A 22,827-nucleotide genomic window follows, 5' to 3' on the forward strand; every position below is an offset into this window, starting at 1 on the left:
AAAACAACAACCAAATCTTTGAAAAAAGGACATCCAAATAAAATTTTCAGACTCCTACTGTTCATATTCACGGTAAGTGTTTCAACACTTCAAGGGCAATTTCTTTTGCAAGCGCCCAATAGTGGTGATGAGAGCAATTATAGGTGGTACGAGGCCTCAGATACGTCAACGGTTCTGGGTACAGACTCCTTTTATGAAGCGACCCAACCGGGGGTGTATTTTGCCACCTACGATGGTACGCTATGTGGTTCAAATGCCACAGGATACTTCATCCTCACAAATTGTAATGCACCGGATAATGAAGTGACTTTGGACATTTCTGCCAGTATCCCTTCTGGAGCCACCGTAAGTTGGAGTCCCGTATTGTCAGGAGACCAGACCAGACCAATGGTAACCGCGACCCAAACGGTTGAAAGATATGTGGCGACCATAACAAAGGCGGGAAACAGTAGTGCGCTTCCCCGTTTTACGGTTGTTTGCCTAGAGCAAGCAGCTACCCTTGTTGATGATTTTATTACGGTCAATGAAGATGAATCCATAGCGGTTCCCATCTTTGACAACGACTCCGATTTGCCTACTACAGGTAATTTGACCACTTCAGACCCACCCAATGGTTCAGTGAATATAAATGACAACGGTACCCCGAATAATCCTACTGACGATATCGTGACCTATATTCCCGATCCCGATTTCAATGGCACAGATTCTTTTACATACACCGTATGCAATTCTTCGGGAGATTGTAGTACTGCGACCGTTACCGTGGATGTTTTGCCAATTGTCGATGCTTTTGACGATTCTGTTTCCACAGAGCAAGACACCCCGGTTGATATAGACATCTTGGCCAACGACAATGATTTACCAACCGTTGGAACGCTGACAACACCTGTTGCGTCAAATGGAACAGTATCTATCAACGATAATGGCACACCGAACGATCCGTCTGATGATACCGTGACCTATACGCCCAATGCAGGGTTTACAGGCACTGATACGTTTGATTATACGATTTGTGACAATTTAGGAAATTGCAGCACCACAACTGTGACCGTTGTGGTGACCCCACCTGCCGTTTCTGATATTGATAGTGATGATGACGGTATTGTTGACAGTTTTGAAGATTTGAATGTTGATGGAGACAACGACCCATCGACCAATCCTACAGATACCGATGGTGATGGTATTCCCGATTATTTAGACATCGATAGTGATGATGATGGAGTTCCAGATAATGTGGAAGCCCAGACCACTGCCGGTTATATTCCGCCGAGCGGTGATGATCTTGATGGAAATGGTTTGGACGATGCCTATGAAAATGGAGGTAATCTTGGCCTGATACCGGTTGACACAGACGGTGATGGAATACCTGATTATGTTGATGAGGATAGTGACGACGATGGGGTGCCTGACAATATCGAAGCCCATGACTTTGACCATGATGGTGTGCCAGATGTGGTGTTTATGGGATCTGATAAGGACAATGATGGTCTAGATGATGGCTATGAAGGGGACACACAGATTGATAGTGATGTAAATGATGAAATCGACGACCCTGCCAATGATTTGCCAAATACCGATAACACCGATGATGTGGATTATCGTGATATCGACGACGACGACGACGGTATTGAGACCAGGGACGAAGACTTAGATCAAGACGGCAACTTTGCCAACGATGATTCTGATGGGGACGGTACACCAAATTACTTGGATCCTGACCTGGGTATGACAGACGACGATGAAATAGAGGTCTTTAATGTGGTGACCCCTAATGGTGATGGGGTACATGACGTACTGACCATAAGAAATATTGAAAATTATCCAAACAACACTGTAAAGATCTATAACCGATGGGGCGTACTGGTATTTACGACCAGGGCCTATAACTCCTCAGGAAATGTCTTTGATGGTACCTCTGAAGGTAGGGTGACCGTTGATCAAGACAACAAGTTGCCGGTTGGTACGTACTTCTATATTATAGATTACGAAGACCTGAACGGTAACATGAAACAACTTTCTGGTTACATATACATAAACAGGTAAATGTAGATAATGGTTTTGGATAAGAGTTATAAAAACAAAATGCTTGCGCCCATTGCGGCGGTATTGATGTTGATGGCGGGGATCGCTTATGCCCAGCAAGATGCACAGTACACGCAATATATGTACAACACGGTGAGTGTAAACCCCGGTTATGCCGGTTCAAGGGGCCATATGAGCATTGCGGGCCTGTATAGGGCACAATGGGTTGGCCTCGAAGGTGCGCCCGTTACACAAACGCTTAACATACATACACCTTTAGGGTATCGTGGAGTCGGCCTAGGCCTTTCATTTGTCAATGATGAGATAGGGCCAACCTCCGAAACTTACTTTGATGTTGATTTCTCGTATACCATCCAGACCAGCCTTGAAGGGCGTTTAAGTTTCGGTTTAAAGGCCAGTGCACATCTATTGAATGTTGACTTCTCCAAATTGAACCAAGATTTTGGCCAGGGCAACGACCCCATTTTGCAGAATAATATTGACAATCAATTTTCACCTAACATCGGAGCTGGGGTCTATTACCATACACAACGGTTTTACGCTGGATTGTCGGTTCCAAGGTTTTTGGAGACAGAACATTTTCAAGAAGGTACAAACCCAACCACGGCAAAGGAACAAATGAATTTCTATTTCATTACCGGCTACGTATGGGACCTAAATCCGTTTTTAAAGTTTAAACCGGCTCTTTTGACCAAAGCAGTTCAAGGGGCCCCGCTTCAGGTTGATGTTTCTGCCAATTTTCTTTTTGATGAAAAGTTTATTTTAGGGGCTGCCTATCGTTGGGATGCTGCATTCAGTGGAATGGTCGGTTTTAGATTGTCAGATGAGTTCTTAATTGGTTTGGCCTATGACCGAGAAATTACAGATTTGGGATCTGCTTCATTCAACGACGGTTCGTTTGAGATTATTCTTCGGTATGACTTCATACGATCCTTGAGCAACCTCAAGTCTCCCCGTTTTTTCTAACTTTTGCTTATCGTACCATAGGTTTTTATTAGGATAAAGTCTGCCATTGTGGGCTAAAGATTTATATTTTTAGACCATGAAAGAAGAAAATGTAATATTGGTTGATCGGAATGATAACCCTATCGGTCTTATGCCTAAAATGGAAGCCCATGAAAAAGCATTGTTGCATAGGGCGTTTTCGGTTTTTGTTATGAATGATAAGGGGCAAACAATGCTTCAACAAAGAGCGGCGGATAAGTATCACTCTCCATTGCTATGGACAAACACCTGCTGCAGCCACCAGCGAGAGGGTGAAACCAATATCGAGGCTGGAAAAAGGCGCCTACGGGAGGAAATGGGGTTTGAGACCGAATTGAAAGAGCTATTCTCATTCATTTACAAGGCACCTTTTGACAATGGCCTGACAGAGCATGAACTCGACCATGTAATGATGGGCCGTTTTAACGGAACCCCAAACATCAATCCAGATGAGGTGGCTGATTGGAAATGGATGTATCCTGAAGAAATAAAGACGGATATAGAAAAATCTCCCGAAAAGTACACCGCTTGGTTTAAGATAATCTTTGATAGGTTTTATGACCATCTCATAAAAACCACTGCAAAATGAAGGTGAAGGTTAGCAGAAAGGCCCATTTTAATGCCGCACACCGGTTGTACAGACCTGATTGGACTTTCGAAAAAAACCAAGAGGTTTTTGGTAGGTGCAACAACCCAAATTATCATGGCCACAACTATGAACTGATAGTGAGCGTAACAGGTGAAATCGACCAAGAGACCGGATATGTGATGGACATGAAGAAGCTGAAAGACCTTATAAAGGCACATGTTGAAGAAGCCTTTGACCATAAGAATCTTAATGAGGACGTTCCAGAGTTCAAAAACTTAAACCCAACAGCAGAAAACATTGCCGTTGTGATTTTCGATAAATTACGACCACATATTGGTAATAGTAAAGAATTAGAAATTGTTTTGTACGAAACTTCTCGTAATTTTGTCACTTATAATGGATGAAAATTAGACTTTCAAAACTGTCACTTATAATTACTGGTAATGGTTTTGCAACCTAACACCAAATAGATAATGTATCCTTTACAATTTGAGCCAATTTTAAAAGAACATTTGTGGGGTGGTACAAAGCTTCGCGACGTTTTAGGGAAAAATATAAAAAGTGAAACTACTGGAGAGAGTTGGGAAGTTTCGGCCGTAGAGGGCGATATTTCAATCGTTTCCAACGGTTCTGAAAAGGGTAGGTCGTTACAAGACTTGATAAATGAGAATCCAGAAGCCCTCATGGGAAAACAGGTTCACGAGCGTTTTGGATATGAGTTTCCAATACTTATAAAATTTATTGATGCTAAACTGGACCTGTCAATTCAATTGCACCCAAATGATGAATTGGCCAAGGCACGCCATAATTCCTTCGGAAAAACTGAAATGTGGTATGTTATGGATGCCGACCCGGGCGCCCAATTGATTGTAGGATTCAATAGAGATGTTGGGAGGGAGGAATGTATTAAAAGCCTTGAAGACAACACTCTTTTAGAGCTACTGAACTATGAACCCGTGTCTGAGGGTAATACCTTTTTTATCAACACGGGTAAAATTCATGCCATTGGTGCAGGGGTGCTGCTTGCCGAGATTCAGCAGACCTCAGATGTAACATACCGCGTCTATGATTTCAACCGACGGGATAAAAACGGTCAATTACGGGAGTTGCATACCGATTTGGCGATAGATGCCATTGACTACCGTAAAAAAGATGATTTCAAGGTCTCCTATCCCACAAACAAAAATGAGGTCAATCAAATGGTTGATTGCCCCTATTTTAAGACCAATTTCTTGAATTTAGACCAAGAACTGCATCAAGATTTATCGGAACGGGATACGTTTACGATTTATATGTGTGTCTCTGGCAAGGCCACTGTTTCAAACGGGCATGGTACGGCCTCTCTCGAAAAAGGCCAAACGGTTCTATTGCCCGCGGCAAGCCGGTCTGTACAAATTGATACCACTGGTGCCAAACTTTTGGAAGTGACAATTTAATTTTACCTTTGCCAAAAATATAGATATGGCAAGTGTACGTGAATTAAAGAAGGATATCAATTTCGTTTTGGGCGACATCATCGAGGCTGTTTACATTTGGGAAGCCGAAACCGATAGTAAAGACTCCAAAGAAGGTACCGCCATTATCGATAAGGCGATAGCCACATTCGATGACCTTATGCAAAAAGTCAACGAAAAAGGGGTTGAAAAGCCCAAAGAACACTTCAAAAAAGTTAGGGCAGAGCTAGAGAAAAAGGCTACCGAACTTGTCGAGCAGCTCAATAAGCTGTACAAATAAAAACTACTTTATAGATTGTACATAAGCGTTCAGGGCGCGACCATACTTTGATTGCGCCACTTCGGGCACCAATGCCCTGTTGATTGAGTCAAGGTACTTCGGATTGGCATCTGAGGCCTCGTGCAATGCCAAATACGGGGTCACATATGAGTCTGGGTTGTTCAAGGCAAAGTTTAAGACGTAGCGGTATTTTGAAATGATGTTTCTGTTGCTCAGTTCGACAATGGAGTCGAATGCCACAGAATCGTTTTGAATTTCTTGGCTCAGACCGGCACGTTTCAACTCCAATTCCCTCTTGTTGAATTTCGACAGCATCTCTAAGCACTTACTGTAGGATTCATGACTTGCAGAACCAGAAATTTCGGGTAATGCATCAAAGGTGTTCCATTTGGTCTTTATGAAGATTTCACTGGGTTCACCGAAAAAGGTAATGCGGTCGTTGATATCATTGTTGTCGGCCTTTTTTAGATAGAGATAGAAAAGTTGTGGACTTTCAATTTCATGGGAGAATGTAAAAGACCCGTCTCCCCGAAGTTCGAGCGAATCGATAGTGGCCAAGGTAGAATCTTTTATGTGCTGCAAATAAAGCGTTCCCTTTTTCAAACCATCTATGGTGCCAGATACGGTCATGGTTTTTTCCGATTTCCCTCCACAAGAAACCAAAAAAAGTATTAGGGTAAATGCTGCTATATATCTTTTCATATCCTGAAATTGTGGCGCAAATATCTGAAAGATTTTTGTTTTTCAAACATGGGAAGCCACTTCCATCAGAAGGGCACTGATATAGGCACCTGCGGTACCCACCACATAACCGAAAACCGCCAATAGAACGCCCACAGAGGTAAGCGAAGGGTGAAACTCTGCTGCCACTACCGGGGCCGATGCCGCACCACCAACGTTTGCCTGACTGCCAACAGCCAAGAAAAAATAGGGGGCCTTGATCAGTTTGGCCACCAAAATCAACAATCCTGCGTGGATAGCGATCCAAATAAATCCTATGGCGAGCAAACCGGGGTTTTCAAATACCTTGCTCAGGTCTATTTTCATGCCTATGGTGGCAACCAGTACATAGATGAACACACCACCAATTTTACTGGCACCGGCCCCTTCGTAGTTTTTGGCCTTGGTAAATGAAAGGCCTATGCCAATGGCCGTGGCCGTGACCACCATCCACAGAAATTTTGAACCCAGTGATGACAATGCCTTTTGCTTATTTCTGATCACCTCAAAGTTGTCTTGCAAGAATTGTGAAAAGTGCTCGCCAACAAAATGTGCGATTCCCACACCTGCAAAGGCAAAAAACAGCAACATGACCAAATCGTGCAGCGAGGTAACGCGTGCTATTCGTGCGGTATATTCTGAAACCTTTACCTTGAGTGCCTCTATCGATGAATTATCGGCCTTGAGCCAACGGTCTATTTTGTTTGAACGACCGATTCCCAAAAGTAAAAGAGCCATCCATACATTGGCCATAAAAACATCGACCAATACCATATTGCCAAATTTTTCAGGATTGTACTGAAAAATTTCGAGCATGGCAGCTTGGTTGGCACCACCCCCGATCCAACTGCCCGCAATGGTCGATAAGCCGCGCCAAACCGCATCAGGCCCAGCGCCACCAACAGTTTCCGGTGAAAAGATGGAAATGATCAATATCGCTATCGGGCCACCAATTATGATACCTAGGGTGCCGGTAAAAAACATGATGAGCGCCTTTGAACCCAAATTGATGATGGCCTTAAGATCAATGCTCAGGGTCATAAGAATCAATGCCGCAGGCAATAGGTATCGGCTGGCAACATAGTAAAGGTTTGATTCCTTTTCACTCACCAAACCTGTACTGGTAAGTACAGCCGGCAATAAGTAGCACATGAGCACAGCGGGCACAATGGCATAGAACTTTTTCCAAAAGCCTGTTTTTATGGAAGAGGTGTAAAAGACAAACCCGAGACAAAGGGCCAGCAGCCCAAAAATGACCGTATCATCGGTCAGTGGTAGTTGGTTCATTTTGGTGGGTGTTTTTCCAAATATAGAAAAAACCGGTGGCTAGATGTTCAGCCAGTACGTAAGCTTCAAATTGATGGATCTGTTTCTCGGCATAAAGGTATTGACAAAGTAGTTGTCGTTGTAGACGATGAACAAGTCTGAAAGCGGCGCAAACCGCCATTGAAGCCTTGAATTGAAGCCTAGGTTGTCGCGCTGGTTGCTGTACTGAATCAACGTTGACCAAAAGACCGATTTGTTAAATGTGACATCGATTCTAGGGCTGAGCAACCATATATCGGCGCTCGAATAGGGACTTGGCAGCTCTAAACGGTCATATTGTGCCTCAAGCCTGAGATTGAAACGCGGTTGCAATCGCAAATTGCCAGACAGCTCGAGTGAATAGCGGTTGCCATTGAAAAAGCCCCCGATCTCGGGTTCTATCGAATACGAGAACGCTTTTCTTCGGTCAGAACGAAATTCTGCCCCGAACGAGGTAAAATGGTAACCTTGGTTGGCAGGCAAGGGCACTGCATTATCCTTACCGGTGGGCTCAAATTCGTCGGTCAAGAAAATATATTGGTACGATAGGCCGGCTTCCATTTCTGAAAGGTTGTTGAATTCTGCTCCCCATCCGAAATTTATGCGGCGGTCGGTGTTTTGAAAATCAAGTTTGGGCCTCCAGACATAAACCGAAAAGAGCTCAAAACCATGGTTGTTTATTTTTTTTTGACTTGGCCAAAAGGTTCTGCTGAGGTTCAAAGCGCCCTTAACAATGTCTTTTCTTGGAATAAAGCCGAGGTCTGAGGTAAATTCTTCATCTACATACACCATATCTACGAACGCACCATACTTTCTCGAATTATACCCGGTAAAGGCCCCCAACGAATAATTGCCCTCGCTATCGTTCGGTTGAAACGATTTATGGCCATAAAACTTACCGATCCAAGTATTGTCTTTAGAGGCAAGATTGTAATCAATGCCCACTACACGGTTGTATTCCTCAGATTCATCGACATAGTCGGGGGCATTGAAGGTTTGCCTATTGATGAAGAACATACCGATGTTCGAACGTGCGAAAACCCTTTGTTGCAAACTAAGCATCATGTTGTTGTTAGAGGCAATCTCGTTGGCCGCATCTTCTTCTGTCTGAATGTTCAAAAAGCCCAATCTAAGATTGTTGTTGATTTTCCCGCTTAAACGCAGCCCAGCAATTATGGGGTTTTCGATGGTATTTCCATCGACATCCTCTGCGATGCCGATACGCCTCGAAAAGAATGGGTTGGCATCACGGCCGCCACCGAAATTTCCGAAAAGGTCGTTGTTATCGATAAAGAACTGTCGCCTTTCTGGCAGTCTTACCTCAAATCGTGTCAAATTGGTAAAGAAATTGTCAACTTCTACCTGTGAAAAATCAGGATTTACGGTAATGTCAAGGTTCATTGAATTGCCAATGGCCACCTTGGCATCGCCACCCACTTTGACCGTGTTGGTACTCTCATCGATTTCGAAATCCTTACCAGAAAAACCATTGATATAGGGGATAATGGTCAGTGGGGTACGCGATTTGCCCAACGGTTTTTCAAATACCATATCGCCCATGAACGCCAAATTGAATATGAGTTGGTTCTGCGGAATTCTGACCCAGGTACTTCTCTCGTTTGCCTGCATGTCAAAACGGTAGCTGTTGAACCTCCATTTTGTCTCTCCTTCACGAAACTTAAATGAGGTAAGGGGTATGGCGATCTCTGCGGTGTAGTAATTATCGTATATTTTCGATTCGCCTTTCCATTTTACATCCCACGAAGTGGTAAACCCACGCAAATCGGACCCACCACCGGTGATCAATGCCTCTCGCCGAACGCCAAGGGGGTTGATGCCAAAGAGAAAGGCATTTGTACCGTCGTTAAAAGTGTCAAATAGCAAACTGATGTTGTCGTTGCCGCCGGCCCTAAAGTCTCTTTGGAGAGAGGGTATGATATAATCTTTACCCTGTGTATCCATTCGAATGCCCAAATACAGATTTTTGTCATCGTACATCATTTTTATGTCGGTCTTTTGGGTGGCCGCAATGGAATCCGTTGGAAAATATTGATGGAAGTCATGGGCACTTTCGGCTTGTTGCCAGGCAGGTTCGTCCAAAATGCCATCAATTCGAACGGGTTCAGAAATGTACTTGACAACGAACGATTTTGTGGTTTCTTGGGCGGTAAGGTTTATAAAAAAAAATAGAAAGGGTAGGTAGGCGTATTTTCTTGCCATTTGGCAGTATTTGAATTAGTCGCCCAAATTTAAGGGTTAGTAACGTTAAAAAAATGTCAAAAAATCACTCTTTTTCAGTGCTCTTTTTTTTCGGGGCCCTATTTGCTTCTTTAAGGCTTTTCATCAACATCCATTCAATTTGGCCATTGATGCTACGAAACTCATCGGCGGCCCATTTTTCAATGGCCTTCAACATGTCTTCGTTCAACCGTAGCGCAAATGCTTTTTTTTTACCCATTGGAGAGGATGAATTTTGCGAGTGTTTCGACAAGTTTTGATGATAGGGGAAAACCGGCCTCTTTGTAAGACCTTTGATTTTCGCCCCAAGATTCTACCGATTTCAGCACATGGTTCATATTTGGGATCATGGCCAACTCAGCATCCGGCTTGGCTTCTTTGAGCCTTTTTGCATCTTCGGGAGTAACCTGTAAATCAGCATCACCGTTTACGATAAGCACGGGCATTGACAGTTTGGCGATTTCCTCTGCAGGGTCCAACAACATCCAATCTTTCAGGTATTTTTGGTTTTGTGGTGCAAAAAGGGCCATCAAAAATGGATTTACATCGAGAATCGTGTCGGTTTCCATTAGTTCATCGATATATTTTTCGGCCATTTTTCCGGCATCCTTGTTTTGTGCCCCAAGTTGACGGATCAGGGCTTTGTCTACGGGAGTGCCAAGGCCCGCCAACGAAGTATAGCTTTTTATCTCTTCAGATGCCGCGAGCATGCCCAGCAATGATCCCTGGCTGTGCCCTATTAGGTGCAGAGAGGCAAAACGTTCATCATCTTTAAAACGACTTATGGCCACCTTAAGGTCGGCGACCAGATCGCCGATACGCATGTTCTTTGATTTGGCAAGGTTGGCGGGGGTTGCATTGCGCTTATCGTAACGGTAAAAGGCAATGCCCCTCGCATTTAAGCTGTCGGCCAATTCTTTGATGTAGTTGGCCCCGACCATTTCACCTTGGTTGCCATTTCTATCAGGATTGCCCGAACCGTGTACAAAAATGGCCAAGGGCGGCTTTTTTGTCTGTATGGGATAGCTCAACGTGCCAGGCAGATAGATGCTATCGTTGTACAGTTCAAGTTCTTCGACCACTATCTCTTGGCCAAGACACGAAAAGGCCGATAGCCAAAATATGTAGAACAGTTTTTTCATCGGTTCTTATCTCTTTCAAAAACGATTCTTGCGCTGTGTTCGGCGATGTGCAATACCTGCCAGCCTTGTTTGGCATATTCGTTCAGGGTATCTTCTAAACGCCTGTTGTTGTTCGAGAGCCCCATTTTCCAGGTGGTGACCTTATATTCCTTCATTGTTGAAATATCTATCTATTACTTGTTGTGCTTCCTTAGGTTTTTGGGTGCCTAGCAGTACTTTTTTCCCATCCTGCGTTTCAAGCTGAATGCCTTGGTTTCCCTTTACGTTGTAGGCATTGCCCTTTCCGAAGGAAATTCGGTATCCCCAGCCACCATATTCTTTGATCGGATTGTATTTTCTGGTGTAGCATTGCTTTAGCGCTTGCCATTCAATTTTTCTTTCGTTTCGGTGGAAAGGAAAAAAGCGATAATGGATGCCCCGTTCATCTATTCTGGTCTGTAGTTTGAGAAACGACAGAATCGAGATTGGAATCACGGTCAACACCACTACCAGTACCATGACAATTTCTTCATTGCAATCTGTGGCACCCATCAAATATTGGTGTTGGTACCAGTCGTAGGCCAGGTATAAAACACTGAATACCACAACCGCTTGAATGGCATAGAACCACCATTGGTCGAACCGCTGTTTTTCTTCGAAGACCCTCATTTCTCAACAAGAATTAGTGGTTCAAGGTACCGGCATTGACAATCGGGGCGGCATCTTTGTCTGAACAGAGTACCACCATTAGATTGCTGACCATGGCCGCTTTGCGCTCTTCGTCGAGCTCGACTATTTCTTTGCTATTGAGTTCTTCCAAGGCCATTTCTACCATGCTTACGGCCCCCTCGACAATTTTGTGCCTTGCGGCCACAATGGCGGTAGCCTGCTGCCGCTTTAGCATGGCGTTGGCAATTTCTTGGGCATATGCCAAATAGCCAATTCGGGCTTCCAACACCTCAATGCCGGCCATTTCCAGCCGATCTTGTATTTCTTTCTCAAGGGCCTCGCTCACTTCGTTGACACTAGATCTCAACGTAATGTCTTCTTCAATGCCCTCATCGGCAAAATTGTCGTAAGGATACATACTGGCCAGTTTTCTTACGGCAGCATCTGTCTGTACCCGTACAAAGTTCTTATAATCGTCCACATCAAAGGCAGCCTTGTAGGTGTCGGTAACGCGCCAGACCAGAATGGTACTGATCATCACCGGGTTGCCCAGTTTATCGTTTACTTTTAGGCGCTCGCTGTCAAAATTACTGGCCCGTAAAGAGATTTTCTTTTTTGTGTACAAGGGATTGACCCAGAATAGACCGTTCTTTTTAATGGTGCCCACATATTTACCGAAGAGCAACAAGACCCTTGAACTATTGGGGTTGACGAGCACCAAACCGAAGAACAGCACAAACCCTGCAAACACAGAAAATCCGTACCAAGGTGACCCAATTCTGATAATGGCCGCAATACCGCCAAAAAGCAGGAGCAAACTCAGAAACAGCATTACATACCCGTTGAAGGGCGTTATAGATTTTTCATTGGTCATAGTCGTAGTATTTAAGAAGTGATATTAAAATGATATCATAAATATATCAATATAAATCCAAATAAACAAATGATTAGCCCTTGAACTTTCTTTTCTTCTTTTTGTTGGGGTTTGTGAACAATCGCTTCAAAAAGCCATCGCGTTTAACGGGTTCGCAATCAAGTCTCTTTAAAATCTCTTGTGATGGGGTCTTGAACCGTGCACGTGTAAGGGTATCGAACCGCTTGTCTTTGTTCATTTCTTTAAGTAACAGGGCAAACAGGGGAAGGGCTGCGTTGGCCCCTTGGCCTAAATGTGTACTCTTGAAACCTATTTCATGATCATCGAGCCCCACCCAGTTGACATGTACCAGTTTGGGCATTACCGCAACAAACCACGCATCTTTATTGTATTGCGTAGTGCCCGTTTTACCGGCAATGTCGTTTTTGAGTCTGTAAGTGGTTCTGATTCTTGCTGCAGTACCTTTATCAACGGTCGCCTTCATCATTTCGAGCATCAATTGGCGGGTATCATTGGAAAAGGCCTTTTCTGAACCAATTTCGGGCGAAAAAGTTGTTAAAATGGAGTCGTTGGCCGTGGCAATGGCCGTAATCAGCATGGGTTTTACTGGTTTTCCATTATTGAGGTAGCTGGCATATGCCCCCGCCAGCTCTGTTATTTTTATTTCTCCCGTACCAAGGGCCACAGATGGTTTTTTGGGCAGTTCTTCATGAATGCCCATTTTTCTGGCTTGTTCCAATACGTTTTCAATACCTGTTCTTTCCAACACCTTTACCGCTATGGTATTGACCGATTTGCTCAGGGCCTCTTCCATCGAATAGTTCAGGTAGGCCTCATCTTCAGCACCTGAGTTGCTGGGGCTCCATCCCTCCAAATTTTTGTATTCCACCTCCCGTGCAGAAATGTGGTCGCAGGGATCCAATCCTTTTTCAAGTGCTGCCGTGTACACAATTGGTTTGAAAGTAGACCCAACTTGGCGTTTGCTCTGCGAAACATGGTCGTATTTAAAATGCTGGTAATTGATGCCACCGATCCATGTTCTTACGGCACCTGTAAAGGGGTCAATGCCCAAAGAGCCAATGTTCAAGAATTTCATGTAATGCTGTAAGCTATCCAAGGTGCTTGCCTGCATTTCTTTGGGCCCGTCCCAAGTGGATAGTTTCATGTTCTTTTTGACCGAGAGCGAGTCCCAAATCTGCTTTTCTGACAACCCTAAAGCCTTCAATCGCTTATAGAAGGGCAAATTTTTGGCCTTCTTTCTGACCAAACTTTTGTTGACCAACCAAGGGGCGTTTTTACCATAGCTTTTTTCAAATGATTTTTGTAATGAATTCATATGTGCCTGCATGGCTTTCTCGGCCAATTTTTGCATTTCAAAGTTAAGGGTGGTGTAGATCTTGAGTCCGGAGGTGTAAATGTTGATGGGGGTTTCACTTTCTAAGTTCTGGGCCCATTGCATCAATTCTTTTCTGACGGCCTCACGAAAATAGGGGGCTATGCCCTCATCATGGCTGTATTCACGATAATTGAGTTTCAACGGCAATTGGGCCAAGCTATCACGCTCTTCTTCTGGGATAAAACCATTGTTGGCCATGGCCGAGAACACCAAGTTGCGACGGGCCAGGCTTTTCTCAGGAAATATCCTCGGATTGTACGCGTAGGTGGCCTTTAACATTCCGACCAGAACAGCAGCCTCTTCGATTTTCAGCTCTTTGGTTGGCTTGTCGAAGAATTTTAGCGAGGCGCTTTCAATGCCAAAAGTATTTCCCCCGAAGGAGACCGTATTGAGGTAATGGGCAATGATCTGTTTTTTTGACAAGACATTTTCAAGTCTTCGCGCCATGATCATCTCCTTGACCTTGTTGACGGCAATATTTGCAATTTTTCTATCCTTTCGCGGATATAGGTTTTTTGCCAGTTGTTGGGTCAGGGTACTTCCACCCCCCGCTGATTCGTCTTGTAATAGCAGTGATTTGAAAAACACCCGCATCAGACTTTTGGCATCGATGCCGTCATGGTCGTAGAACCGCTCATCTTCAATAGCGACCAAGGCCTCTACCAAATGATCTGGAAATTGACCGTATTCTATGGGCTGGCGGTCATACAGGTAGTACTTGCCAATAAGCACACTATCGGCAGAATACACTTCAGAGGCCCGCTGATATTGAAAATCTGCCAGTTCCTCTTGGGAGGGAACCTTGCCCCAAATGCCCATGTATACCGAGCCGATAAAAAGGCCTAGCACTAGTAAGGGAAGAAGTAAAATCGCCCCCAATAGCTTCCACCTTTTGACTGGCTTCTTTCGTTTTGCGGGTTTTGATTTCTTCATCTATCCAACGATTTTAATGAATTGAATGTCTGGTTTGCTCTCTTTAGCTGTTGTGCCCTTTGTAAATTGGTTCCCTTGCGCGTGCAATATCCCACTTAAAAACCAAATTTGATATGGCCGTAACACTGGCCAAAGGTACAATGGCTATTTTTGTGTAAAAATTTTCTCTTATGCGAAAAGTACTTCTTATCATATTTCTTTTGGGTCCGTTGGTTTTTGCCAATGATCTCATCTGGTCAAAGACGGGCCATAGAGCGATTGGTGAAATTGCCCAACAACACTTGACCCGCAAGGCTGAACGGGCCATTGCAGAACTATTGGGCGGGCACGACCTGGCATTTGTCGCCAATTTTGCAGATGAAATCAAGGCCGATAGAAGTTTTTCAAAATTCAGTGCCTGGCATTATGTCAACTATCCTGCGGATAAGAAATATACCGAAGTTGAACCGAGCGAGTACGGCGATGTTGTGATTGGCATCGAAAAATGTATTGAAATCGTTCAAAATGAAAATAGCCCACGTGAAGACAGGGTATTTTACCTAAAAATGTTGATACACCTTGTGGGAGACTTGCACCAGCCCATGCATGTGGGCCGATTGGAAGATCGTGGTGGAAACGATCTACAGGTACGCTGGTTCGATGAGGGAACCAATCTACACCGGCTATGGGACAAAAACTTAATCGACTCTTACGGCATGTCGTATACCGAGTTGGCGCAGACCCTTCCGCAGCTTTCAAAAAAAGAGATCAAGCGATTGCAACAAGGTACTGTTTACGATTGGGTCGAAGAGTCGCAAGACCTTGCCAACGAATTGTACGATTCAGTAAAAGTGGGCGAAAAATTGGGGTACCAATATAGCTATAGATACAACAAGGTGCTTTTGCACCAATTGCATCTTGGGGGTCTTCGGCTGGCAAAGGTCTTGAATGACCTTTTTGACCGATCTATCTTTTAGAGATCTTATTGCCCGAAATATTTTTTTGGCGACTGGACTTGAACCGGGCAACTTGGCCATTTCTTAGCTTCGCATGTTTGGTTTTTCTGCCCTGCACCCTTTTTCGCCAAAGGCGAAAACTACTAGGCTTCAGCTCTCGGCGCATGAGTTCTATGGTCTCTTGTTCAGATAGGCCAAATTGGGCAGCAATGGCCTCAAAGGGGGTTCGATCTTCCCAGGCCATTTCAATTATTCTGTCAAGTTCACGTTCGGTAATTTCTTTTTTCATAGCGAAAACAAAGGTACTTATTTGGTCTGGTATGCTAAATAACATGCAACTCAACCAAGAAACGTGAAAATGGGCGACTGTACATATTTTGGCACACAATTTGGAGTTATATTAAAGTAAGAAGTTGGAAGCGAGGAGATTAGTGCGGTGTCCCAACGTATTAAAGGCAGCGAAGACTTCAATAACCAGGGATTAAAAAAAATCGGTTCAGCAAACCGATTTTTTTTGCGCTGTCAGACAATGACCCGAAAGGTCAAATTGATCCGTGGCCCTATTCGTTTGGCTGTTTTGGGTATCTGATGCTGCCAATTATGCTGGGTTTCTCCCTGCATCAGCAATAGGCTTCCGTGTTGCAACAACAGCTTGCTTTTCAGTGATTTATTCTTTTTGTGCCTAAGGTGAAAATAACGTTCTTCACCTAAGCTCACAGAGGCGATCACCGGATTTCGGCCCAGTTCTTTCTCATCATCTGAATGCCACCCGTTGCTGTCTTTTCCATCTCGGTACAGGTTCAATAGGCAGGTGGTAAATTCAACCTTGGCGACCTTCTCGATTCTTTCTTTGATAGTGGTCAATGGCTCAATAAAAGAATGTGGCCACATAACGATGTTTGAATAGGAATACGGCTTGCCGTTATTGCCATAGAGCGCCGTCAACCTGGGCTGTTTGTAGGTTTTGCCGAAAATGGTGATGTCATCATGCCGCCATTCTATATTTTGTAGAAGCCTGTCAAAGAAACAATCTGCTTCGCTTGCGGTTAAAAAATGTGGATAGTAACGAATATCGGCATCGACAAGGGCGAGTTTGGTATTTTCCGCAGACGGCCACCCCATTATTGCAGTACTGCTTTTAACTGATTTCGGTATTCAGATGGGTTTTGCCCGGTGAAGGCCTTGAATGACTTGTTAAAATGCGAAAAGTTGTTGAACCCGCTTTCGTAACAGACCTCTGTGATGCTCATGGGTTGCTCGGCCAACAATTTTGACGCATGCACCAACCGATATTCGTTTACAAACTGCGTAAAGGTCTTATTCGTGATTTTTTTGAAATACCTACAGAAAGAGGGCACCGTCATACTTACCATATCTGCCATTTCATCAAGCGATATCTCTTCTTTGAAATGTGACTTTACATGGTTGAACACCAAATTGATACGGTCGTTGTCTTTGACCTCTGCGGGCATTGAAAAACTTTCGGCATTCAGTATTTTATACTCGGTAGAACTACCAAGTTCGTTCAAAATATTGAGTATGGAAAGTAGCCGCTGAAAGTGGGTCTGGTACTCCATGATCTCCATTTTTTCACCAATTTTGCGCTTGGTCTTTCCAGAGAAGGCAATACCGCTCTTCGACATCTCAAAGAGCTTTTTTATTTTTTCCATTTCTGGGATATTAAAAAAGTCGTTCCCAAGAAAATCCAATTTCATTTGAATGACGGTTTCACTCTCGTTGCCGGTCAGCTTATCGGTAAATCCGCAATGGGGCAAGTTAGAGCCTATAAGAATAAGGTCACCATCGGTATAGTAAGAAATATGGCTACCTATTTGGCGCTTGCCCGAACCACCGTTTACATAGACCAACTCCAGTTCTGGGTGGTAATGCCAACTTTTATTGGTATTCGATTTGTTCTTGTCGAACTTCTGGTAGGTAAACGAATGCCCAAAAGTTGGTGATATGGATTCAAAAGCCGGTTTGTGCTTCACGATCGTCATTTTTGCTTTTGTAAAAGTAGACAGGTCAACTACAGCGAACCTGTGCAAAATTACCCAAAAAGTGTTCTATTTTACCATTTTAGGGCATTTAACACTTTATTAGGGTTAAAATTGTATAGAAATTTGAAAACGGAGTGGTGGTTTCAAGGGGTAGTACATCGCTATGTTTGCACTGTAAATTGTTGATAACACGCCTGAGTTGATTCAGGCATTAAAAAACAAACGTTATGAAAAGAGTTTTGAAATTTACAGTTGCATTGGCCCTTTTGTTTGCTTCGACCAGCCTATTGGCCAATGGACCCGCAAAAACCTTCGGCAAGAAGGGCTTTGGTGTTGAAAAAGAACTGATCGATATCAATTTGGACCCCGTATTCCTTAAAAAAGGTGATAAACTTTTGATGAACCTCTTGAACTTGGACCAAGATAATGTCATCGTTAAAATTTACGATAGCGAGGGTAGGATCGTGTTCAAAGAAACCTTTGAAGGGAAACTTGTTGTTGAGAAGGCATTCAATTTTGAAAAAGCCTTTGAAGATGAGTACACCATCGTGGTAATTGACAGCAACAAAACCTACAAAGAAAAAGTAACGGTAAAATAGGTTGTTAATTGAGTTAATTGTTGAAAGTCCCGGTCATTGATCGGGACTTTTTTTATAGATATTTTTTCAGGCGCTCCCGTTTCGAAAGGGGCAAGGCCTCGTTTTCAACGGCCATTTTAACCAGTTGCCTATCCTTGTCCTTGGCGAACAAAAGGTCAAAAAACTGTTTTGTGGTCAAAGAGGGGGTAGGTGCCATAATTAATTCAAAGGTATCGCCTGCTTTAACGTTGCCATTCTGCAAAACCCTGACATAAGTGCCGGGGTGGCCATGCACAATAAATTCTTTCAGGATCTGTTGGTTGCAGAACCTAATTCCTAATTTGTAGCATGGCTCGCGGGGTTGGGTAATCTGTACAACGGCACCACCGATACGATAGGTACTTCCGACAATAAGCTTGTTTTCGTCTAGGCCGGCCACCGTTAAATTCTCACCGAACATGCCCCAATCCCATTCCAGACCGGGATACTTTTCTTTCCAGTAGGGATACTGATCTGCTGAAAACAGATAACAGGCCTTAAAAGTGCCACCGTGTACCCTTTTATCGGCTACCGTGTCATGGGCAACCTGCTCTTGTTGCAATAGTATGGGTTGTGTTGTCGGATATTTATAAATACCCGTTGACTGTTGTTTACCATTCCAAGTAATGGTTGTTGCTTTCCCAATATTGGTGGCGATGATTTTCATTCCCTTAAAATAAAAAAACCACCGTTGACTTCGGTGGTTCTGTAACAAATTATACGTTTTGGATTATTATTCGTCTTTTACTAGGTGATTCGTCATGAATATATAACCAATGTTGATGAGTTACTGTCGGAGCAAAAAAAACATTTCGCCAAACCAACCAATGTCGGTAATATTTAATAGTTAAAAGAATCTATCAAACAGCGTTCAACCATGTCTTTGGATTGGTCATATTTATAAATTCTTCATCATAATATTTTAATTGCAATAACTGTATTTCAACAGTATCATGGCCCACATTTTCCAAATCTTGAATTAAAAATCCGTGTTGCAATTCTTGATAATAGGAATCTTCTTCTTCAAAGACCAACAAATCCACTTTTCCTGAAGCATATCGTGTAATTAGAATACCGCCATTGATGCAGTACACAACAAAGGGATATTTGTGCCGCCTAAATGCGATTCTCTCCTTAGGCTTTAGAACAATTTCCCAAAGGGTAACCGAATCATTTTCAAACATTAAACGATTGCCCATTATTTCTGAGAATTTCAAATGTTCCAACTCTTTAATCGTATTCGAACTCCAATTTTTAAAATTTCCGGCAGGATTAAGCTCTAGTTTCCTCATATCGTCTCCATGTTATAATCCCGCAGCTGTAAAACATGCATTTGTCTGTTCTTGCTGAATTAAAATCAGTTTTCTTTGGTAAAAACTGTATCAATTCAATCGGTTCAATTTCATGAACAGGCAATAATGCACATTTAAAAACAATAACTGGCCAATTTTGATTATTAGCGGGGTTAAAAATAAAACGACAAATATTTCATAAGATTGGTTGATAATCAACGATATGGAGGTATAATTGGTTCTAAATTCAGAATTTAGAACGGATGGTGGGTTATTACTTCCAAACTTTCAATAATCAATATGCTCTAATGTAAATTATTTAGAAAAAGAAAATGAAATTTCTACTTATCAGCTTTTTTATCAAATCGAATTTTATAGGTTGTTGGGGTTATGTCAGTAACTTTTTTAAATGAACCATAAAAGGCACTTTTACTTTTAAATCCTGATTCATTTCCAATTCCGTCAATGCTTAAATTCAATTTATTGAAGTTTTTCAAAAGCCGCTTTGCTTCATCTACACGATAATTATTAACATAAATGTTGAAATTTTGATTTGTTATCGTATTGATGGCATTGGATATTTTTTTTGGATGCATTTGTAATTTTTTGGCAATATCAATAATGGTAAGGTCTTTCTTAAGGAATAATTTTTCATTTTCCATGATGTGATCGATTTTAGTAAGCGTACGCTTTAAATCGGCCATATCTGGTTTTGCCTCTTCATTTTGGATTTGAGCCTCAACTTTACCAAAATTGTTTTCAAATTTGTTCTCACTCAAAACAGTATGGGTATTCTGTTGTTGCAAACCAAATACCGACACCCATGAAATCGCGATTAAATCAAAAATCGCAAATATCAATCTGAAATAGTAATTATCCGGATCATAATAATATAGGATGTGTATTATTAACGAACTTAATAAACTATAGATCAAGAATGTTTTCGCCCAGTTCAATTCCTTTGACTCGACCAATGAATAATAATTTTGGATCTCAAGTTTATGGCGGTTCAACATCACCAAATTCCAAAGGCCTATACTCCAAGAATAAAATATTCCTAAATAGGTAAATAGAAATTCATACCATACACTCTGGGCAATTATGAGTCTTGTTTGATAGGGCATCAGAAAAATGATGAGTTGGGCAATAAACGACAATATGCCGGGAACCAAAACCCAATAATTGGTTTTTTGGTCCGAAAAAAATGATATTTTTTGGCAATAGATAAAGAACAAAGGGAATAGCAACCAAGAAAAATTGAAAGGAACCAAAAATAAACTCGGATGATATTTTTCCAGCGCTATGCCATTTGCAATATAGTGCAGTAGCTTAAGTGAAAAAACAATTAGAAAAAGGCCCAAATAGAAGGTGCTTTTGTGCCTGTTCCTGTTCATTATAAGAATTATTGAACCTAGGGTAAGGCCCTGTATAAAACCGACAGCATCTAAAAAAGAGATGAAATTGTAGTTCAATTCCATAATGACAAAAATACTTGGATTAAAGTACCCGGTTGGGTTAAACCCACCTTTATTTCACTGCTCAAAAATTTAATTTAGGGTCTAATATTGGATTTTTTAAAGTGTTTATCTTAAGTAAATTATAGAAATTTATAAATAAAACCAAGCCCAATAAATTAATCCGAACTGCAGGGGTATTCGCAGTACGAGCACCCATTTGGGAATACCTGCCGAGGCTTTTTCATCTGATAGCATATAGAAATGAACCAACAGAAAAACCGTCAACATGGCAATGATGCCATAGATTGAGGGCTTTTTGGTGGCCGAAAAACACAGTCCGACACCCAAGGCAATCTCCACCAAGCCGCTCACATATACCAATAACCTGTGCTGTGGCAGGTACCTGGGCATGATGCGCATATAGGCCCTTGGAAAAACAAAATGCATGATACCGGCAATAATGTACATGACGGCCATAAGAGATAGATGCCAGGGGGTGCTCATGGTTCAGTTGTTAAAATACCAAAAAGGGATGGATGCCTCTGTGACGGAAACAATCTCACCCTTTTCCTTTCTTTTTCGTTTGACCCGCAGCAAATGCTTGCCTTCCGATAGATTTTCGATATTCAGATAGGTTTCAAAGCCCAACTGGCCTTTTGGACTGGTGGTAATCACGAAATCTGAATCCAATTGAAGCGTATCTATTTGAAATGAGTAGCTTTCATTGAACGTTTTAAGGTAAATCGAGCGAATACTGTCTTTTTGACGTGTAGACATTCCCCAATTGTTTCCTTTGCTTGAAAATGTAATGGTAGATGATAGCCCTCTTAGATCTTCTTTGGGCTTAATGGAATCGTTGTAGGCAAAAATACGATCTTCTATTTTTTCAGCGTAGGGAATAAAAACCTGTAAATATGGGGTTGTAATCACTTTTGAAGGAATAACGGCATCACCGGGATAATCTTCTTCCTCGGTCAACATGTCAAAGTAATTCTCTTTGTTGGCGATTTCGGCAGACGAGTTGCTGTCATGGTCCAAGTAGTTAGAATTGCGGTATTCAAGGGAGGTAATGACCAAGATGAGTATATAAAAGGGTGTCAACGATAGAATAAGCCTTTTACCAAACTTATTGTCCAAAAAATTATAGATAAGCGGTCGATACAAAATGGAAAGGGTCAGAAAACTGAACACCCAATAAACGGGAAAGTATATTTTGGCCACCCATTTGTTTTTTTTCAACAACCCCTGGGTGATAAAATCAAAGAAGGTCAATAACATACCGATAAGCAAGAATATCACCAGCCCCACGCCCAGCCCTTTGGATATCCAGTTGGGGAGTTCATCGTTGCTTATGATGAACGTTGCCACCGATACGAAAGCCACTATAACGGCCGTAACGGCCAAAACATAGAATATGAGCAAAAACGAAATAGCGAAGAGTATACTACAATAATTTTCTAGATTGGCAATATATCGGTCAAAAGAAACAATCCGTTTGCGCAGATAATTTTTGAACTTGGCACTATACCCTAGGCTATCGAAGTCTATATCGCCCGAAACATAGCGTAAGCCGAGGGCCCCGATCCACAGGCCGCGCAGAACAACATGAAGCAATAGATTGAAGAGCAAGATGGAACAAGCTATAAAGGCCAAAAAGTAAATGACAAAACTATAGATCTGTTGCTCGTTCTGTGCATTGATCATGGCTGTCTTCAACGGCTCATAGGCCGTGAACAGTCCAAATATGGCAAACCCCGATATAATAAGTTCCAGTTCCCAGCTTTGTTGTTGCAGTGAGTCGAGCAATTTTTTAAAAGCCGGACTTTTGTAGTCGTTGCTCATAGGTCGGTTGTTTAGTGAGCATAATATAGTGACTTTGCCACAAAAAACCGCCCTACATCTTTCTCGCTTGATGTAGGG

General features: G+C 42.5%; 25 protein-coding genes. 8 read left to right on the forward strand and 17 right to left on the reverse strand.

The window, feature by feature from the left end; all coding sequences use genetic code 11:
- Window positions 1-42 precede the first annotated feature (42 nt).
- The 6 genes from VC82_RS11280 (at window position 43) to VC82_RS11305 (ending at window position 5,350) form a co-directional block, all read left to right on the forward strand.
- Complete coding sequence (locus VC82_RS11280) at window positions 43-2,043, forward strand: Ig-like domain-containing protein (protein ID WP_245616024.1); 2,001 nt, start codon at window positions 43-45, stop codon at window positions 2,041-2,043.
- Window positions 2,044-2,082: 39 nt separating this feature from the next.
- The gene (locus VC82_RS11285; RefSeq protein WP_045803412.1) at window positions 2,083-3,009 is read left to right on the forward strand and encodes a PorP/SprF family type IX secretion system membrane protein; all 927 of its coding nucleotides are present in this window, start codon (window positions 2,083-2,085) and stop codon (window positions 3,007-3,009) included.
- 76 nt (window positions 3,010-3,085) lie between these two features.
- The gene (idi, locus tag VC82_RS11290) at window positions 3,086-3,616 is read left to right on the forward strand and encodes an isopentenyl-diphosphate Delta-isomerase (RefSeq protein ID WP_045802463.1); all 531 of its coding nucleotides are present in this window, start codon (window positions 3,086-3,088) and stop codon (window positions 3,614-3,616) included.
- Window positions 3,613-4,020 carry a 6-pyruvoyl trahydropterin synthase family protein gene (locus tag VC82_RS11295; protein ID WP_045802464.1) on the forward strand — a complete coding sequence of 136 codons (408 nt, stop codon included), beginning with the start codon at window positions 3,613-3,615 and terminating at the stop codon, window positions 4,018-4,020. The genes idi and VC82_RS11295 overlap by 4 nt, the downstream gene beginning before the upstream one ends.
- 69 nt (window positions 4,021-4,089) lie before the next feature.
- Complete coding sequence (locus tag VC82_RS11300; RefSeq protein WP_045802465.1) at window positions 4,090-5,052, forward strand: type I phosphomannose isomerase catalytic subunit; 963 nt, start codon at window positions 4,090-4,092, stop codon at window positions 5,050-5,052.
- Between the two features lie 25 nt (window positions 5,053-5,077).
- Window positions 5,078-5,350 carry a hypothetical protein gene (locus VC82_RS11305; RefSeq protein ID WP_045802466.1) on the forward strand — a complete coding sequence of 91 codons (273 nt, stop codon included), beginning with the start codon at window positions 5,078-5,080 and terminating at the stop codon, window positions 5,348-5,350.
- 3 nt (window positions 5,351-5,353) lie between these two features.
- Here the strand turns inward: VC82_RS11305 and VC82_RS11310 are convergent, their stop codons facing one another.
- From VC82_RS11310 to VC82_RS11340, 9 genes are all read right to left on the reverse strand, one after another.
- Window positions 5,354-6,052: a DUF4369 domain-containing protein gene (locus VC82_RS11310; RefSeq protein WP_045802467.1), complete on the reverse strand. Its 699-nt coding sequence runs from the start codon at window positions 6,050-6,052 to the stop codon at window positions 5,354-5,356.
- A 42-nt stretch (window positions 6,053-6,094) separates the two neighbouring features.
- Window positions 6,095-7,357, reverse strand: a complete 1,263-nt coding sequence (locus VC82_RS11315; protein WP_045802468.1) for a DUF819 family protein — start codon at window positions 7,355-7,357, stop codon at window positions 6,095-6,097.
- 39 nt (window positions 7,358-7,396) lie between these two features.
- On the reverse strand, window positions 7,397-9,595 hold the full coding sequence (locus VC82_RS11320; RefSeq protein ID WP_045802469.1) for a DUF5916 domain-containing protein: 2,199 nt from the start codon (window positions 9,593-9,595) through the stop codon (window positions 7,397-7,399).
- Between the two features lie 64 nt (window positions 9,596-9,659).
- Complete coding sequence (locus VC82_RS15475) at window positions 9,660-9,833, reverse strand: type II toxin-antitoxin system antitoxin (RefSeq protein WP_084598217.1); 174 nt, start codon at window positions 9,831-9,833, stop codon at window positions 9,660-9,662.
- Complete coding sequence (locus tag VC82_RS11325) at window positions 9,826-10,755, reverse strand: alpha/beta hydrolase (protein ID WP_045802470.1); 930 nt, start codon at window positions 10,753-10,755, stop codon at window positions 9,826-9,828. Before VC82_RS11325 ends, VC82_RS15475 begins: the two co-directional genes overlap by 8 nt.
- Window positions 10,752-10,910, reverse strand: a complete 159-nt coding sequence (locus VC82_RS15575) for a DUF4177 domain-containing protein (protein WP_157518070.1) — start codon at window positions 10,908-10,910, stop codon at window positions 10,752-10,754. The genes VC82_RS11325 and VC82_RS15575 overlap by 4 nt, the downstream gene beginning before the upstream one ends.
- Entirely contained in the window at window positions 10,897-11,403 is a 507-nt protein-coding gene (locus VC82_RS11330) for a hypothetical protein (RefSeq protein WP_045802471.1), read from the reverse strand. Before VC82_RS11330 ends, VC82_RS15575 begins: the two co-directional genes overlap by 14 nt.
- Window positions 11,404-11,416: 13 nt before the next feature.
- Window positions 11,417-12,277: an SPFH domain-containing protein gene (locus tag VC82_RS11335; protein WP_045802472.1), complete on the reverse strand. Its 861-nt coding sequence runs from the start codon at window positions 12,275-12,277 to the stop codon at window positions 11,417-11,419.
- Between the two features lie 73 nt (window positions 12,278-12,350).
- Entirely contained in the window at window positions 12,351-14,606 is a 2,256-nt protein-coding gene (locus VC82_RS11340) for a transglycosylase domain-containing protein (RefSeq protein ID WP_045802473.1), read from the reverse strand.
- A gap of 170 nt (window positions 14,607-14,776) precedes the next feature.
- Between VC82_RS11340 and VC82_RS11345 the strand changes: the two genes are divergently transcribed.
- Window positions 14,777-15,562 (forward strand): S1/P1 nuclease, encoded by a 786-nt coding sequence (locus tag VC82_RS11345; protein ID WP_045802474.1) that lies wholly within the window; start codon window positions 14,777-14,779, stop codon window positions 15,560-15,562.
- Here VC82_RS11345 and VC82_RS11350 read toward each other — a convergent pair.
- The 3 genes from VC82_RS11350 to VC82_RS11360 form a co-directional block, all read right to left on the reverse strand.
- Window positions 15,552-15,830 (reverse strand): TIGR03643 family protein, encoded by a 279-nt coding sequence (locus tag VC82_RS11350; protein WP_045803413.1) that lies wholly within the window; start codon window positions 15,828-15,830, stop codon window positions 15,552-15,554. The two genes, VC82_RS11345 and VC82_RS11350, sit on opposite strands and share 11 nt — an antisense overlap.
- Before the next feature lie 233 nt (window positions 15,831-16,063).
- Window positions 16,064-16,663: an alpha-ketoglutarate-dependent dioxygenase AlkB family protein gene (locus VC82_RS11355; RefSeq protein WP_045802475.1), complete on the reverse strand. Its 600-nt coding sequence runs from the start codon at window positions 16,661-16,663 to the stop codon at window positions 16,064-16,066.
- Window positions 16,663-17,541, reverse strand: a complete 879-nt coding sequence (locus VC82_RS11360; protein WP_045802476.1) for an AraC family transcriptional regulator — start codon at window positions 17,539-17,541, stop codon at window positions 16,663-16,665. Before VC82_RS11360 ends, VC82_RS11355 begins: the two co-directional genes overlap by 1 nt.
- 227 nt (window positions 17,542-17,768) lie before the next feature.
- On the opposite strand from VC82_RS11360, the gene VC82_RS11365 reads away from it, so the two are divergent.
- Window positions 17,769-18,140, forward strand: coding sequence for a hypothetical protein (locus VC82_RS11365; protein WP_045802477.1), 372 nt, complete (start codon window positions 17,769-17,771; stop codon window positions 18,138-18,140).
- A 52-nt stretch (window positions 18,141-18,192) separates the two neighbouring features.
- On the opposite strand, the gene VC82_RS11370 is transcribed toward VC82_RS11365, so the two are convergent.
- From VC82_RS11370 to VC82_RS11390, 5 genes are all read right to left on the reverse strand, one after another.
- Window positions 18,193-18,825 (reverse strand): MOSC domain-containing protein, encoded by a 633-nt coding sequence (locus VC82_RS11370; RefSeq protein WP_045802478.1) that lies wholly within the window; start codon window positions 18,823-18,825, stop codon window positions 18,193-18,195.
- Between the two features lie 193 nt (window positions 18,826-19,018).
- The gene (locus VC82_RS11375; RefSeq protein ID WP_045802479.1) at window positions 19,019-19,450 is read right to left on the reverse strand and encodes a hypothetical protein; all 432 of its coding nucleotides are present in this window, start codon (window positions 19,448-19,450) and stop codon (window positions 19,019-19,021) included.
- A 341-nt stretch (window positions 19,451-19,791) separates the two neighbouring features.
- On the reverse strand, window positions 19,792-20,928 hold the full coding sequence (locus VC82_RS15295; RefSeq protein ID WP_052699002.1) for a helix-turn-helix domain-containing protein: 1,137 nt from the start codon (window positions 20,926-20,928) through the stop codon (window positions 19,792-19,794).
- Window positions 20,929-21,057: 129 nt separating this feature from the next.
- Window positions 21,058-21,411, reverse strand: a complete 354-nt coding sequence (locus VC82_RS11385; RefSeq protein WP_045802480.1) for a DoxX family protein — start codon at window positions 21,409-21,411, stop codon at window positions 21,058-21,060.
- Window positions 21,412-21,414: 3 nt separating this feature from the next.
- Window positions 21,415-22,749, reverse strand: a complete 1,335-nt coding sequence (locus tag VC82_RS11390) for a hypothetical protein (RefSeq protein ID WP_045802481.1) — start codon at window positions 22,747-22,749, stop codon at window positions 21,415-21,417.
- Window positions 22,750-22,827 lie beyond the last annotated feature (78 nt).

Source organism: Flagellimonas lutaonensis (assembly GCF_000963865.1).
Taxonomy (GTDB): domain Bacteria; phylum Bacteroidota; class Bacteroidia; order Flavobacteriales; family Flavobacteriaceae; genus Flagellimonas_A; species Flagellimonas_A lutaonensis.